Below are 15,233 nucleotides of genomic sequence, written 5' to 3' on the forward strand. Positions count from 1 at the left end.
TCAGAGTTGGGCAATGCGCTCAAGGAAGCTTTGGTCAGCAAGCCTGCTGGTTGGGCTGTTGGGTTGCGTGACAAATGGTTGCGCAACCAACGCCCCACGCCCTGTGGTGTCTTCTCCGCCGTCGCCGGTGGGCGCGCCGTCGCCCACTTCGCTGCCCGCAAATCCGCTTGACGATCCGGCGGCGCCGGTCGAGGTCGTCGCGCGTGCCGTGGTCGCGCAGCGGCAAATGAAAGACCGGGCTTTCAAGGAAGACGAAGATTCTCCGGTGCCGGCTGACCAGCGCGCAACCTTCACCGGCTTGGCCTATTTTCCCTTCGATGCCAAGTACCGCTTCGTCGCAACCCTTGAACCGTGTCCCCAGCCCGAGGTGATTGAAACGGAAACGACGCGCCCGGATGACACGCGGCGCTACCGCTGTGCCGGGGTATTTCGCTTTACCGTGGATGGCGTGGCGTGTCGGTTGGTGGCCCTGACACCAGACTTGGGCGTTTCAGATGCCGCGACGGACCTGTTCATTCCCTTTCGGGATACGACGGCCGGCACGCAGACCTACCCGGCCGGGCGCTACCTGCAACTCAAGCGACGCGGTGACAATGCGTACGTGCTTGACTTCAACCAGGCGTTCAACCCCTATTGCGCATATGGCGGCAACTACAGTTGTCCGCTTCCGCCGCCAGAAAATCACCTCACGGTTGCCATTCGCGCCGGTGAGATGCGCTGGAAGTAGGCCGGGCCGCACTACGCCTCATCCGCTCCTGCGGCTACTGCCAAGACTTCGGGCAGGTGTTCCCGGATGGCAGCGATACAGGGTGACAGGGGCGCATCCTGTTCGAGTGGCGGCACAAGCGTATGCAGGAAGTCCTCGACCCGCTGAAGCACCGGACTGGTCCGGCGCGGACGCAAGAAGGGGAGCGCCTGCGCGGCGGCCAACAGTTCGATGGCCAGGATATTGGCGACGTTTTCGGCAACCGTGCGGAGCTTGAGCGCGGCCGTCATGCCCATCGAAACAACATCCTCCTTCGCTGCGCCAGTCGGTAGCGACCCAACCGAGGCCGGGTGCGCCAGCCCCATGTTTTCATTGCACAGCGCGGCGGCCGTGACCTGCGCCATCATCAGCCCGGATTGGGTTCCGGGCTGGCGGGAGAGAAAGGCCGGCAGCTCGGACAAGTCTGGGTTGAGGAGGCGTTCGATGCGGCGTTCGGCGATGCCACCCAGCGTGGCCGCGGCCATGGCGCAAGCATCCAGCGCCAAGGCAACCGGTGCGCCGTGAAAGTTGCCGCCGGAAAGAACGTCGTTGTGGTCGGTGAACACCAGCGGGTTGTCGGTCGCGCTGTTGAATTCGGTTTCGAGTGTCTGGCGCGCGAAGTTGAAAACATCCCGGACGGCGCCATGCACCTGCGGCATGCACCGTAAACTGTAGGCGTCCTGGACACGTGGACAATCGCGGTGCGACGCCATGATTTCACTTCCGTTCAGGAGTCCGCGCAGGTGTGCGGCCACGGCACGTTGTCCGGCATGGGGGCGCGCCGCGTGGATTCGCGCATCAAAAGCGGTAGCCGTTCCGTGCAGCGCGTCGAGCGAAAGCGCCCCGGCCACATCGGCAAGTTGGGCCAGTTGAAGCAGCCGGGCCAGGGCCAGCCCTCCGACGGCGCTCATGGCTTGCGTCCCGTTGAGTAGCGCCAGCCCCTCCTTGGCTTCAAGGGCAATGGGGTACAGGCCGGCGCGGCGCAGCGCAGCTTGTCCCGGAAGACGTTCGCTGCCGAAGTAGGCTTCGCCTTCGCCAATGAGAACGAGCGCCAGATGCGCCAGTGGGGCGAGGTCGCCGCTTGCGCCGACCGACCCTTTTTCGGGAATGACCGGGTGGACGCCGGCATTGAGCATGGCTACGAGCTGCTCAAGGACGACCGGCCGCGCGCCGGAAAGTCCGTGCGCAAGCACATTGGCGCGCAGCAGCAGCATGGCGCGGGTTTCAGCTTCGGAAAGCGGATTGCCAACCCCGCACGCATGGGAGCGGACGAGGTTGACCTGAAGCTCGGCCAGGGACGTCGCCGGAATCGTAACCGACGACAGCTTGCCAAACCCGGTGTTGACGCCGTACACGATGCGCCCTTGGGCGATGATGTCGGTCACAACGGCCCGTGCCGCGACCAATCGGGCTGGCACGTCTGGCGCGATTTCGACCACCGATCGGCGGTCATGCGCGACCGCCGTCAGGTCGTCCAATGTCAAATCATAACCGGTCAGTTGCATGGGCGAGTTGCTCCTCAGGGCCAAGAAATCAAGTTCAGCGATTGAGCCGGACGGCATAGGCAAGGCTGGTGGTCGTGAGCGCCAAATTGGCGTGAATGCCAAATTGACGAAGGCGCAAGCAACCGGCTACCGTCACGTAGCTTGTGGCGGCGCGAGCCGCCAAACACCATCCCGCCTTTGCGACACAACCGTGGCAACTCTACTCGATTTCGACATTGACCGCTTGCATGTGGCTTTTCAGGCACGCGACTGTTCCGCGACGGAAATTTGTCAATCCGCCTTGGATACGATTGAACGCCGCAATCCAGAACTCAACGCCCTGCTGTCAACGCTCCCGGAGCAAGCGCTTCGCCAAGCGGCGGAAACCGACGCCCGCCTGGCGGCCGGCGAGCCACTGCGTCCCCTCGATGGCGTTCCGGTCGTCATCAAGGACAATCAGTGCCTGGCTGGGACGCGCACGACCTGCGCTTCAAAGATACTGGCCAACTACACGGCGACCTACACCGCGACGGCCGTTGCCAGGCTCGCGGCCGCTGGGGCCGTCATCGTGGGCAAGGCAAACCTCGACGAATTCGCCATGGGGTCATCAAACGAAAACTCGGCGTTTGGCCCGGTGCGCCATCCACTTGACCCGACGCGCGTTCCGGGTGGTTCGAGCGGCGGCAGTGCGGCCGCGGTTGCGGCCGGGATGTGTTTGGCGGCAACCGGCAGCGACACCGGCGGTTCGATTCGTCAACCGGCCAGCTTCTGCGGCATCGTCGGTGTCAAGCCGACCTATGGACGTGTATCACGCTATGGGTTGGTTGCCTTCGGGTCGTCGCTCGATCAAATCGGGCCCATGACGCGCACGGTGCGCGATGCGGCGCGGATGCTTGGCGTCATGGCCGGTCACGACAGCCATGACGCAACAAGCTCACTGCATCCAGTCCCGGATTACCTGGCCGAACTCGATGCCGACCTGCGCGGCTGGCGGATTGGAATTGTCCGCGAAGCGTTTGGTGACGGACTCGATGCCGAGGTCAGCGCCGCGGCGCGGGCAGCCCTGAAAATCTATGAGAACCTTGGGGCGACGCTGGTCGAAGTCTCACTGCCGCACTTGAGCTACGCGATTGCCGATTACTACATCATCGCCACGGCTGAGGCGAGCGCCAATCTGGCGCGTTTTGACGGCGTTCGGTATGGCTATCGCGCGCCGGAAGCGACGACGGTCCACGACCTGTATGCCCTGAGCCGCGAGCAGGGTTTTGGGCCGGAGGTCAAGCGGCGCATTTTGCTGGGAACCTATGCCCTGTCGTCCGGCTACTATGATGCCTACTACCTGAAGGCCCAAAAAGTGCGCACGCTGTTGCGCCGGGACTTCGAGCAAGCCTTTGAGCAGTGCGAGGTTCTGGTGACGCCCACATCGCCGACTCCGGCTTTCAAACTTGGCGAGAAAACGGATGACCCGCTCCAGATGTACCTTTCCGACATCTACACTGTCACGCTCAACTTGGCCGGTGTCCCTGGGTTGAGCCTGCCCTGTGGTAAAACCCGTGACGGGCTGCCGATTGGGCTTCAGGTCATTGCGCCGATGTTTGAGGAAAGCCGAATGTTTCAGGCCGGCCGGGCGCTGGAGCAGTCGCTGGCCCAGGCGGCGGTGTGACCCGTTTTTTCAATGAACGGGTCCAGCGGGGGGCGTGCTGCCGCGCCACCGGCAAGCACGTTCGGTGATGCCTTGGCGCGCCGGGCGTCACGCCAGTGGGTTCGGGAGAGATTCGTAGAAGGTTAGGTCTTTGCCATGCTGATACCCTTTTTTTTGAGAAACCGGCTGGTGGCTGGCATCCTCACGGCGGCAGTGGGGCTTTCGCCGACAGTGGTGGCGCCGTCAATCCAGGTAGCGCATGCGTCGGCGGGTGTCTCGTCGCCGCTCGTTCGGGTGCTTGCGTCAGGTAATGACGAGCGCCAGGCCAACCTGGAAGCGGCCCGAATGATTCTGGAACAGGGCCTTACTGAAAGAAACCCCGACCGGCGGAGTGAGGCCGCGATGGCCCTGAGCCTCACGCGGGTCGAGAATAATCCCTTCCCGCTGCTCGAAACGGCCATTGCCGACAAGGATATGTACGTTCAGATCGCCACCTGCGCAACACTGGCCGGGTTGCGCGATCCGCGGGCTTTGCCATTGCTCAAGCAGGCGCTCGCCAGCGAGACCCCCGAAGTTGCCTTTGCCGCTGCCAAAGCGCTGTATCTGCAGGGCGACCAGGAAGGAAAACTCGCTTTGCTCGACATTGCCACCGGTGAACGTAAGGCCAAGTCTAGCTATTTCTCGGCACAGCGCCGCACGATGTTTCGTGCTATGAAGACGCCCGGCGGATTTTTCCGCCTGGCATTTCGCTACGGTATTGGTTTCGCGCCCGTGCCGGGTTTGGGCATGGGACTCTCCTCCCTGGCCGGATTGCTGGCGGACGCCAATCTTTCCGGGCGTGCCCAAGCCATTGCCGCGTTGCCCCCCGTGAAGGATGACGATACCGTAGTCATGCTGCGGGAGGCGCTGACGGATGAAGACTGGACGGTACGCGCCGCGGCCGTTCATGCCCTGGCGATGAGTGACCAGACGGATGTGCTGGGCGACCTCGTGCCCTTGTTTCAAGATAAAAAGGAAGCTGTCCGGTATCGGGCCGCCGCCGCCTACCTCCGTTTGGCAGTTGAGCCAGCCAAACCACCCCGGCAGCGGGATAGAAAGCCGTCCACACCTCGGCGCCGGAGAGATTGACCAAGCTTTGTTGAGGACAAGCCACAGTATAGCCGCGCCCCAAGTTGCTCACCGGCGCGGCTTTTCCGATTCTCCACTGGAGATTCGGGGGTTTGGCCTACGCCAGATTTGCCTAGGTCAGATCGGCAGGGCACGTTATGGTCACGGATGAAACAACCAGTGCTAAGAGCATGATGGGCGACACAGGGTCTATGAGGCGGGCATTGCTCTCTGCTTTGATTGGCGACACAATGGTGACCAAGCCCTTGCGTAAGTGCTTAGCCGAGCGGCGGTGGACGGGTGACTAACCATGGCGGTGGAAACAACCAAAACGCAAAAAATTCGTGACTGTCTGAATCTGGCCGAATTTACCCCGGTGGATTTTGCCGCACTAGGCTGGGAACGTGAACTGCTTCAGCGCGCGCTGCTGACCTATGAGTTTGGGGATATTCTCCAACGCTTGAGTGAGCGCCTGGTCGAGCCAACGCCAGACGGTCACCGCGCTTCGCTGTTGGTCGGGCCGCCTGGGAGTGGAAAGTCGTACCTCCTGCGACTGGTGTGCGCGCTAGCCCAGGCGGCTGGCAAACCGTTTGGGCAAGGTTCGCGGCGGCTGCAAGACATTCATGCCCAGCTTGGGCCGCGGCGGTGGCAGGTTGTGAGCCTGTATGGTGACCAAGTCAACGTGTCTGATCCATCCCTCGCGCCACTTGATTACCTGGGGCGTTTCATCAACTACGCCTTGAAGTCGGACCTGTCATCTTCGGCGAAGGCCACCCCCTCGGCGGATGACCTGTTGTCGGCTTGCCGCTCCATTCCCCAAAGCGATGGCATTGTCATACTCATTGACGGGCTTGATGACATATTGCAGTCCAGGACGCCCCGAACGGCCGGGCTGGTGGTGGAAACACTCGTGCTGTTGAGCCAGCTTTCGTGTCAATTACCGTTGAGTGTTTATGTTTCAGCGACTGACATTTTGCTTGATAGTGTCAAGGGGCGTCGGCTGTCGGCCGACCAGATTGCCGAACTTCTGAAGCACTATCAGATTCAATACCTTGGCGAAAACGCCATTCCAGCCCTCATTGGCGCACACCTGCTGACCAAAAACGCCCGGCAGCGGCATGCCGTGACGCAGGTTCGCGAGCAGCTTCAGGCAAAGTTGCCTGAGCTTCAGCTCGATGAACCACGGCTCATCAACCTGTATCCGCTCCACCCAATGGCCTGGGATATTGGCGCGCGATTGCGGCGCTACCTGAGCGGCTTTTCTTTTCCGGCCTTTGCACTCAAAGCTGCTGAACGCATTCGGAACCGCCCGGCGGAAAGCCTCTTCACGGTGGACGAAATGTTCGATGCGCTTGAGCCGTTGCTGCGCGCTGCGCCTCCGCTCGCCTATGCTTTTGAAAACTACGACCAGGCGATAGCGGCTGTCATTCCACGCATCAGTCAAGGGCAGCGCCTGCACACACGCATGCTGCTCAAAGCAGTATTGATGCACTCGCTCGCCGGCATTCCAGCGACGGTCCGCGACCTGACCAACGGGATTCTCTTTTATGACCTCTATGGTCAGAAACCCACCTACAAACTATCGGCCGCGCTGCTTCAACAAATCAAGGCGTTGACCAAGTCGGTCATTACCATCGGCGATGACCCGAATGAGCGCGAATATCGTTTCGCGTTGCAGCCTGGCGAGGCGCTCGACAATCTCGTTGATGCTCAAGCCAGCACGATAACTGACAACGATCCCCGGATTAACCTGGCTTTGCTGGCCTCCGGCGGCCAGCTCTTCGATGACTTCCCATTTGGACTGGGTGATGGAGGCGACAAGCTCTGGAGTATTCGCTGCGCCCACCTCTGGCATATCATCCGGCAGGATGCGCTAGGGGTTGTGTGGGAGCCGGCGCAAGCCCACCGCGGCAGCGACTACCAGATGCGCGTTCACTTTCCGCGGCGGGTTGGGCAGGCCGACTTTGACCTCGACAACTTACGCGCCGATGAACCTGGGGTGCATTGGCTGCCCGGCGCGCTCGATAATGATGACGTCTGGACACTCAAGCGGCTGGTTTGCCTGTCTGATCCAACGCTGCTTGGCGGCGGTGTTCCGACCGACGACATTGCGCAACAAGTCTCTGATGCCACCCGCCAAGCGGGTGTCGCGCTGTTCCGTCGCAAGTATCTATCCGAAGGCCGTTTTGTCTTCCGAAGCGGCACGGTCAGTGATGTTCCACCACCAACCATGCCGGCACCGTGGCAAATGTGGGAGTGGCTGCTCCCACTCACGTCACCCATTTCGCCGGAAGGCGTACCGGAGGCGCTATCGCTCGATGCGGCCCTGTGGATCGGCCACCTCGTGGCGCCGACGCGCCAGCGCGTCGAGATGTGCATTCCAGAAGACGTGGACCGGGCGCTTTCAGAACTGGGCGCTTATTATCAAGCCTGGCGGCAGCGCGATCTTTCAAAAGCTGTCGAAGCCCTGTCACAAGCGCCTGAGCAAGAGACCGAGATTTGGGAGGCAATCGAAACCATCCGGCGGTTTGACCGGGTTGCGTCCCATGTGCGCCACGCCTTGCTGCGAAAGTCCATTGCGGAAGAGATGGAAGAGGTCATGTTCCTGTTTGACAGCGACCTCGATGCGCTGTGGCGCGACCGCGCCAGGCTGGAGGCGGTCTATAGTTACCGTCAGGCGCAGGCCAGTAGCGAAGCCAAGCTCCGCTACCTCAATGAAAGCTTCCCAACCAATAACCCTGTTGCCGAACGGATTCGTTCAACTTTCAAACTGCGGGGAGCGCCGGCTTGGCAGTTGTTTTACCCAAACCATCGCAAGCAGGTGGACTTGGCCTTCGGGGCTTTTCAGCCGGTTTATGCCGAGTATTACACCTTGCTTCACGCCGGCGCGACGCAATCCAATGTCATCGAGCCACTGTGCACGCGCCTGGTTTCAAGCCCAGAGTGGCGCAACATGGAAATGCTCACCCAGTTGAGCATGAGTCGGCAGGACTTTCTGGTGGATGCGATCAATGAAATTTCCAACCTCTACCAAATGGTCTGCACCGAGCCGGTTGAGGAAATTCTCCTGACGCAGCCCAAATGCCGCTGCGGTTTCGCCCCAGAGGAAGCCGGCCGGCTGAAAGCTGCCGAAGAGCGGGCGCTCGGCCTGGTGCGCCGCGGCCTCGACATTCACCGTGATATTCTTCGAGGACTACGGGATGACATCCGTGAGCGCCTCAAGCGGCGGCGGCAGCAAGTTTCGCCGGAGACGATTCACAAGATTGCGGCTCTTGTTGGGAACGATGAGATGCCACTGCTCGACGACGAGACGATTCGAGTTCTGAATGAAGTGCTCACCGAGTGACGCCCCCGGTCACCCTCGGCGTTGCGCTTGGTGGACGGCTCACCATGGTCAAAACGGAACGCACCTATCTCGGCAAGCTCGGTATGATTTTCAACTCCCGCTATCTTACTCAGACTGATGACGACCGGGTGGAGTATCGCTACATTGCCGCGTGCGGCGAGAGCTATCTGTTTGAAGTCGTCGGGGATGATGTGTACGTCGTGGCGGAACAGGGCACCTTTGATGAGTTCGAGGCCTATGCTCGTCACCTGGCCGAAGAAGTGTACCCAGCTCAGCGGGCGACTTGGGAGACCGTTGCGGCGGAACCCCTGCCGAAGCTGGTAGATGATGGAGAGCCAACGGTATGAAGCTGATTACAGCAATCATTCGCCCAGAGCGGCTGGCGGATGTCAAATCGGCCCTTTTCCGGGTCGGCGTAACCGGTCTGTCGGTGAGTGGGATTCGCGGCCACGGCGGAGAACCAGAGATTGTCGAACACGTCCGCGGTCAACGCATCGTGGTTGAGTTTACGGAAAAGGTTGAGTTACGAATGGCGGTATCTGAACCATTCGTTGAGCCGGCTATCAACGCGATTCTGTCCGCGGCCAGAACCGGATCGGTTGGCGACGGGAAAATCTTTGTCCAGCCCCTGGAGCGCGTGATTCGTATCCGTACCGGCGAGGAAAATGAAGCGGCGCTGACGCCGCTCACGGCAGATGAAGTTCAAGCGCGAGCTTTGCAAGAAACGCCCGGCAAAACGACCGGCAAGCTTGGGAAGACACCATGAACGAAACGGGTATTTCGGCTGGCGACACGGCGTGGCTCCTGGTTTCAGCCGCCTTGGTTTTTTTGATGACGCCTGGTCTGGCGTTTTTTTATGGCGGACTCGTCAACCGCCGGCACGTTCTCAACACCCTGATGATGGCCTTTGGCGCGCTCTGCGTGGCGGCAGTCATGTGGGTGCTGGTTGGCTATTCGTTGGCCTTTGCGCCGGGCGGCGCGCTGGTGGGTGGGTTGACGTGGGCTGGCTTTCAGACCGTGGGGGATGCCCCGCAGTCCGACTATGCGGCTACCGTACCGCATCTGGCCTTCGCGGCTTTTCAGGGGATGTTCGCTGTGATTACCCCGGCCCTGATTGCCGGCGCGGTCGTGGGACGCATGGACTTTCGGGCCTATTTGCTCTTCGTTGCGCTGTGGTGCGTTGGGGTCTATGCCCCGGTCGCCCACTGGGTGTGGGGCCTCGGTGGATGGATTCGTGCATCTGGGGCGCTGGATTTTGCTGGTGGGACAGTGGTGCATATTACCGCCGGAAGCGCAGCGCTGGTTGCAGCGGCCCTGGTCGGCGCGCGCGCGGATGTCACGCGGTCGCCCCTGCGTCCGCACAACGTCCCATTCGTGCTGCTTGGGGCGGGGCTGCTGTGGTTTGGGTGGTTTGGATTCAACGCCGGCTCGGCGCTCACGGCCGGGGGGCTGGCCAGTCTGGCGTTGGTGACGACGCACCTGAGCGCCGCCGCCGCGGTTTTGGTGTGGCTAGGCCTTGAGACGATCCGTACCGGCAAGGCCACCGCCGTTGGAGCAGCGACGGCAGCCGTTGTTGGGTTGGTGGGCATCACACCCGCCGCCGGCTTCGTGTCGCCGCTGGCCGCGCTTGCCATTGGCGGACTCACCGCCGCCATCTGCTACGCAGCCATCCAGTGGCGGTCCCGCCTCGCCCTGGATGATACCCTCGATGTCTTTGCCTGCCATGGTGTTGGCGGCATCTGTGGGGCGCTGCTGACCGGCATCTTTGCCCAGCAGTCGCTCAACGCGGGCGGGGCTGACGGCTTGCTGGCGGGCAACCCAAAACTCCTGCTCACGCAGTTGATTGCCGTGGTGGCGACGCTTGGCTACACCCTGGTGGCGACGTTCATGTTGTTGAAGCTGGTGGGACTCATTCTGCCATTGCGTTTGTCACTCGCCCATGAGATGGAAGGTATTGACCGACATGCCCATGGCGAAACGGCCTACCATGAGACAACCGGCGACGATGTATTCGGACTAGGCGCGCCATCCGATGGACTTGACCCAGCCGTGATGTAGCCGTCTCCGGTGAAACGTTGTGCCTGATGTTGCCGTTCACCCAGGCACGTTGACTCGTTTTGTTGATTGACTTTGGTGCAACTGTGGAAAGTATCGCCCGACTCATTCCTGACGTAGTCAAGTTCGCCGACGGGCAAGACGATGTGCTGGCCGCGGCCTGTGGCGCGGCCTGGGCGCTTGCCGTCGGGGATGCCACGCTCAAGGCGAGCCGGGTGGTGAGCCTCACCGGGCGGACGCTCACCGTGGCGACCCATGACGCCCGGTGGAAACGCCAACTCGAAGCAATTGCGCCGCAAATTCTCTTCCAGCTCAACCACATCCTGCGTCAAACGCTGGTGACTCGCATTCACCTCACCGTGGATGAAAAGTTTGTCGCCCTAGCCCGGTACAAGCCACCATCTCCACCGCTGCCGGTTGCCGTGCTGCCAGAAGACCTTGTCTCCAGCGCCAGCGTGATTACGGATGAGTCCATGCGCGCTCAGTTCCTGCGCTTGGCGGCGGCTTGTCTGGCCCGTGACCGCCAAATGGAGTCCGCCAGTCGCCACCCTGAACCGCGGAAGACGTAGAACGGCGGAAGAAGCAGGTGCGCGCCCGAGGCTCACGCAGTAGATTGGCGGCACAACGCTTGAGTGAGTCTTTCGCCGCCTGGCTTTTCGCGCATATTCCACCGTCAGCGGCAAGGCATCAGCATGGCTATGTTCGTTTGCGCTGTTTGTCACTACGCGCTTGACGACGATCTGCGTATCTCTGCTTCGGGAATGTCGCGTTTGTCCCGCGATCTGCTGCATCTCAACCTGCCGCACTGGGATGAACGGGACGCTGTGTGTCGGGACTGCCTCGACCGGTTCACCCACGCCCGTTCGCGGGTTGGCTTGTATCTTCCCTCGCCAAGCAGCACGCCCCCACCGAAGTTCAAGATTTTACCGACCCCTTTACGGCTTGGGGCGAGTCCACGCTACACGGGGCGGGGCATCACCATCGCGTTCTTGGATTCCGGTTTTTATCCCCACCCAGACATCACTCAGCCGGTTAACCGGATTCTGCACTACCACAATGTCCTGACGCGCCGAACCGACCCGGCCGAGTTGGAAGCCCCAGATGATTCGAGCTGGCACGGTTTGATGACTTCGGTCGTTGCGGCCGGCAACGGCTTTCAGTCCAAGGGGCTATACCGTGGGATTGCTTCGAGCGCCAGGCTGGTGTTGATCAAGGTCGGCACGACGCGCCGGATTTACCACGATGACATTCGGCGCGGATTGGATTGGGTGTATCGGCACCACAGGCGATTTGGCATCCGGGTTGTCAACATTTCCTGCGGCGGCGACTACGAAGCTTCCTACCTCACGGATGCCCTCTCGCAATCGGCCGAGCGTCTGGTCAAGGCCGGGGTGGTGGTCATCGCGGCCAGTGGGAACGCCGGACATCAGGCAGCTCACCCGGTTCTGCCACCGGCGAGCGCGCCATCGGTCATTGCCGTCGGTGGCTTTGACGACAAAAACACGCTCGACCCAAACGAACACGATGTGTACCACTCTAGCTATGGCGTGACGATGGACGGCCTTCAGAAGCCGGAGATCATTGCGCCGAGCATCTGGATTGCCGCTCCGATCCTGCCCGGAACCCCGACGGCACAGCAGGCCGCGCTGTACGAACAGCTTACCCGTGTGCCGGATAGCGAACTCAAGTCTGTGCTGGCCCAGCAGCCGGGCATTGACCCAGAGCTGGATACCGCATCCCACCTTGAGCCGTATCAACTCCGCTTGCTCGTCGAAGGCAAAATGCGGAATGAGAACGTGATTTCGGGACACTACAAACACGTGGACGGCACTTCCTTTGCCGCGCCCATCGTCTCGTCCATCGTGGCCCAGATGCTGGAAGTCAACCCGCGGCTGACGCCACAGCAGATCAAGCGCATTCTCATTCGCACCGCGCGCCGACTGCCCAACATCGAGCCTGACCGACAAGGTTGGGGTGTGGTCAATGCGCGCCAGGCAGTGGCGGCCGCCCTCAACGGCGGCGACGTATTCCCGTCAGGGAATGACCTCAACCTCAACGGGCAATGACCGCTCGCTTTCATTCCCGAACACATCCACTGCCGTGACGAAGTAGCGGTAGGTCTTGCCGCTGACGCCGGTTTGGTCCTGAAACGTCGTGCGCTGGATGGGCGTTGGGGTCAGCTTGACCAGGCTTTCATCCGCGCCCCGTTCGCTGCGGTAGATGACATAGCCCCGCAGGTCGCGTTCCGGGTTGGCAGGGAAAAACAGGTTGACCAGCCCGGCGGCTGAAGCCCCGGTCAGGTTGCTTGGGGCGGCTGGCGGGAAGGTATCCACCGGACGCACCTGGAGCGCCGGCGATGGTTGGCTTTCAATGGGCTCCCCGCGCACCAGGCTCACGGCCCGAATGGTGTACACGTATTCCGTCTCGAACACGAAATCCGTGTCGGCAAACTGTGGCGTGGCGAGGGGGGCGTCATTGCGCCGTGTTTCCACCGAGCTGCCGACAACGCGCCGATAGACGTTGAACCGGACTTCCGTCGCCGGCGAAGCGTCAAGATTTTTTTCCGGCGGCTGCCATCTGAGCTGAATCGCTGCCTGGGTCACGTCCGCCCGTACGTCGCCGGGAGCTTGCGCCACAGCCGCGGCCGGATAGGCGACCGCATAGCTCGACAGTGGTGACGGCCGGCCGCGGTCATCCACCAAGCGGACGGCGTAGCGGATGCGCTTGTCGTTCCAGCTTGCGTCCGCCGGGTCAAACCGGTCGGCATAGGCTGGCGTGGTGGGCGTTGCCAGTTCGGCGCCGGTCAGCGAGCCGATGAGCCGCGCTTCGCGCAGGAATGTATCTTCGGGCAACGCCAGCGGGGCGTCGCGTGGTTCGACGCGGCGCAGGACATCGGCCCGCGCTGCCCGCTTGGATGCGGTCTGGTTGGTGGTCGTGAAGCGCACGATGAGCTGGTCGCCGTACTGCGTAACCGTGAGGTCATCGGCCGCGCTCAGGGTGAAGCGTGGCGGCGGGACGGGCGGCCCGACTTTGGCGCAACCAAGCCCACTTGCCGCCACGAACAGAACCCCCACCATCACCCCCAGCCAGCGCCAGGGATGGGCCAGGTTCGGCAAATCTGGCTGCTGTCGCCGCCGCTGACGTGAGAAGCTGCCCCGGCTAGAGGATGTACTTGCTGAGGTCTTCATTCTGGACGATGTCGGCCAGCACCTGACGGACATATTCCGCGTCCACCCGAAAGTGCTTCAGCTCCATGTCGGGCGCGGCAAACGATACTTCGTCGAGGACTTTCTCCATGACCGTATGCAGCCGGCGGGCGCCGATGTTCTCGGTGTTCTGGTTGACGGTGAAGGCAAAATCGGCCACGGCCTCGATGGCGTCTTCGGTGATCTCCAGCGTCAGTCCCTCGGTTTCAAGGAGCGCCACATACTGCCGAATGAGCGAGTTGCGCGGCTCGGTCAGAATGCGCTTGAAGTCTTCCTTGGTAAGCGGGTCGAGGTTGACGCGAATGGGAAACCGTCCCTGGAGTTCCGGGATGAGATCGGATGGCTTGGAAACATGAAACGCCCCAGCCGCAATGAACAGGATGTGGTCGGTGCGCACCATGCCGTAGCGGGTGTTGACCGTCGTGCCCTCGATGATCGGGAGGATGTCGCGCTGGACACCTTCACGTGAGACATCCGGCCCGCTGCTGTTTTCGCGTCCGGCGATTTTGTCAATTTCGTCGAGGAAAACAATGCCGGATTCTTCGACGCGCTCGACAGCGAGTCGGGCAACCTGGTCCATATCCACGAGTTTTTGTTCTTCCTCTTGGACGAGATACTCAATGGCTTCGCTGACCGACATCTTGCGGAGTTTTGTCCGCGCGCCGGGAAACATCCCAGGCAGCATGTCGCGGAGGTTGATGTCCATTTCCTCGATGCCTTGGGGCGTGATGATTTCGATGCCGGAAGGGAAGCCGCGTTCCTTGACTTCGATTTCAACAATGCGGTTGTCAAGCTTGCCTTCGCGCAACTGCTGGCGGAGCTTTTCCCGTGTGCGTTGAAAAGCCGCTTCGTCTTCCGGCGAGACGGTTTCGCCTTCGCGCCGTGCCGGAAGGAGCAGGTCAAGCAGCCGCTCCTCGGCGTTTTGACGGGCCTTTTCCTCCACTTCGGCAATTTTTTCTTCCCGGACGAGATCAATGGCAATGTCCACGAGGTCGCGGATCATAGACTCCACATCCCGCCCGACGTAACCCACTTCTGTGAACTTCGAGGCTTCGACCTTGAGGAAGGGCGAGTTGGCCAGGCGCGCCAGGCGGCGGGCAATCTCCGTTTTGCCGACCCCGGTCGAGCCAATCATGATGATGTTTTTGGGAATCACGTCTTGCGCCAAGTCTGCCGGTAGCTTCTGCCGACGGACGCGATTACGAAGGGCAATGGCCACGGCGCGCTTTGCAGCGGCTTGGCCAACAACGTGCTTGTCCAGTTCTTGGACGATTTGACGTGGTGTGAGGTCGTCAAGGTGCGGCGTGTCTTCGACGGTGCCGGGAAGATAAATGACCATGGAAGTGATGGCGGGGATGCCTCGGAGTGAAGGTATGACGTTTCCGCCGGATTGGCGGCCGCGTGGGTGGACAAGCCACCCAACGTGCACATAATCCGATTGCGATGGCTTGTCAACGGACGAACGGCAGGCGGCGGCACGAGCCAGCGCGGGTGACATTCCGCTTTGCCTGAATGGCCGCCCTTGCCGCCATCGCTGATGCCAAAGGCAACGCTTCACGCGCCTGTCATGGTGGGTTGTTTCCTGTGCCACCGGACAAAACGCGGTGTTCGGCAAAACGTGTGGGCATCCAGCGCGGGGGTTGTCCCC

General features: G+C 61.5%; 13 protein-coding genes. 9 read left to right on the forward strand and 4 right to left on the reverse strand.

Annotated elements, in window-relative coordinates:
• The first annotated feature begins 67 nt into the window (after nt 1-67).
• Nucleotides 68-727: a DUF1684 domain-containing protein gene (locus tag J8C06_RS01010; protein WP_246602051.1), complete on the forward strand. Its 660-nt coding sequence runs from the start codon at nt 68-70 to the stop codon at nt 725-727.
• 11 nt (nt 728-738) lie between these two features.
• Here the strand turns inward: J8C06_RS01010 and hutH are convergent, their stop codons facing one another.
• A complete protein-coding gene (gene hutH / locus J8C06_RS01015; RefSeq protein ID WP_211428948.1) occupies nt 739-2,250 on the reverse strand; it encodes a histidine ammonia-lyase in 1,512 nt (503 codons plus the stop codon).
• A gap of 34 nt (nt 2,251-2,284) precedes the next feature.
• Nucleotides 2,285-2,413 carry a hypothetical protein gene (locus J8C06_RS15275; RefSeq protein ID WP_281423831.1) on the reverse strand — a complete coding sequence of 43 codons (129 nt, stop codon included), beginning with the start codon at nt 2,411-2,413 and terminating at the stop codon, nt 2,285-2,287.
• 27 nt (nt 2,414-2,440) lie between these two features.
• Here J8C06_RS15275 and gatA point away from each other — a divergent pair, with 27 nt between their 5' ends.
• The 8 genes from gatA (at nt 2,441) to J8C06_RS01055 (ending at nt 12,445) form a co-directional block, all read left to right on the forward strand.
• Nucleotides 2,441-3,892: an Asp-tRNA(Asn)/Glu-tRNA(Gln) amidotransferase subunit GatA gene (gene gatA / locus J8C06_RS01020; RefSeq protein WP_246602052.1), complete on the forward strand. Its 1,452-nt coding sequence runs from the start codon at nt 2,441-2,443 to the stop codon at nt 3,890-3,892.
• Between the two features lie 135 nt (nt 3,893-4,027).
• A complete protein-coding gene (locus tag J8C06_RS01025; protein ID WP_211428949.1) occupies nt 4,028-4,999 on the forward strand; it encodes a HEAT repeat domain-containing protein in 972 nt (323 codons plus the stop codon).
• Between the two features lie 289 nt (nt 5,000-5,288).
• On the forward strand, nt 5,289-8,324 hold the full coding sequence (locus J8C06_RS01030; protein ID WP_211428950.1) for a DUF6079 family protein: 3,036 nt from the start codon (nt 5,289-5,291) through the stop codon (nt 8,322-8,324).
• Nucleotides 8,321-8,671 (forward strand): hypothetical protein, encoded by a 351-nt coding sequence (locus J8C06_RS01035; RefSeq protein WP_211428951.1) that lies wholly within the window; start codon nt 8,321-8,323, stop codon nt 8,669-8,671. Before J8C06_RS01030 ends, J8C06_RS01035 begins: the two co-directional genes overlap by 4 nt.
• Complete coding sequence (locus tag J8C06_RS01040) at nt 8,668-9,090, forward strand: P-II family nitrogen regulator (RefSeq protein ID WP_211428952.1); 423 nt, start codon at nt 8,668-8,670, stop codon at nt 9,088-9,090. Before J8C06_RS01035 ends, J8C06_RS01040 begins: the two co-directional genes overlap by 4 nt.
• Nucleotides 9,087-10,382 (forward strand): ammonium transporter, encoded by a 1,296-nt coding sequence (locus J8C06_RS01045; RefSeq protein WP_211428953.1) that lies wholly within the window; start codon nt 9,087-9,089, stop codon nt 10,380-10,382. Before J8C06_RS01040 ends, J8C06_RS01045 begins: the two co-directional genes overlap by 4 nt.
• Before the next feature lie 83 nt (nt 10,383-10,465).
• Nucleotides 10,466-10,948: a DciA family protein gene (locus tag J8C06_RS01050; RefSeq protein ID WP_211428954.1), complete on the forward strand. Its 483-nt coding sequence runs from the start codon at nt 10,466-10,468 to the stop codon at nt 10,946-10,948.
• 123 nt (nt 10,949-11,071) lie between these two features.
• Nucleotides 11,072-12,445, forward strand: a complete 1,374-nt coding sequence (locus tag J8C06_RS01055) for a S8 family serine peptidase (protein WP_246602053.1) — start codon at nt 11,072-11,074, stop codon at nt 12,443-12,445.
• Here J8C06_RS01055 and J8C06_RS01060 read toward each other — a convergent pair.
• Together J8C06_RS01060 and hslU are read right to left on the reverse strand one after the other, a co-directional pair.
• Complete coding sequence (locus J8C06_RS01060; RefSeq protein WP_211428955.1) at nt 12,413-13,495, reverse strand: fibronectin type III domain-containing protein; 1,083 nt, start codon at nt 13,493-13,495, stop codon at nt 12,413-12,415. The two genes, J8C06_RS01055 and J8C06_RS01060, sit on opposite strands and share 33 nt — an antisense overlap.
• 43 nt (nt 13,496-13,538) lie before the next feature.
• Nucleotides 13,539-14,924 (reverse strand): ATP-dependent protease ATPase subunit HslU, encoded by a 1,386-nt coding sequence (gene hslU / locus J8C06_RS01065; RefSeq protein WP_211429792.1) that lies wholly within the window; start codon nt 14,922-14,924, stop codon nt 13,539-13,541.
• Nucleotides 14,925-15,233 lie beyond the last annotated feature (309 nt).

The sequence above is a fragment of the Chloracidobacterium validum genome (assembly GCF_018304825.1).
Lineage (GTDB): Bacteria > Acidobacteriota > Blastocatellia > Chloracidobacteriales > Chloracidobacteriaceae > Chloracidobacterium > Chloracidobacterium validum.

Coding starts and splice junctions, on each gene's coding strand:
- hutH (WP_211428948.1), bottom strand. CDS start 2,250: ATGCAACTGACCGGTTATGATTTGACATTGGACGACCTGACGGCGGTC.
- J8C06_RS01025 (WP_211428949.1), top strand. CDS start 4,028: ATGCTGATACCCTTTTTTTTGAGAAACCGGCTGGTGGCTGGCATCCTC.
- J8C06_RS01030 (WP_211428950.1), top strand. CDS start 5,289: ATGGCGGTGGAAACAACCAAAACGCAAAAAATTCGTGACTGTCTGAAT.
- J8C06_RS01040 (WP_211428952.1), top strand. CDS start 8,668: ATGAAGCTGATTACAGCAATCATTCGCCCAGAGCGGCTGGCGGATGTC.
- J8C06_RS01045 (WP_211428953.1), top strand. CDS start 9,087: ATGAACGAAACGGGTATTTCGGCTGGCGACACGGCGTGGCTCCTGGTT.
- J8C06_RS01055 (WP_246602053.1), top strand. CDS start 11,072: ATGGCTATGTTCGTTTGCGCTGTTTGTCACTACGCGCTTGACGACGAT.
- hslU (WP_211429792.1), bottom strand. CDS start 14,924: ATGGTCATTTATCTTCCCGGCACCGTCGAAGACACGCCGCACCTTGAC.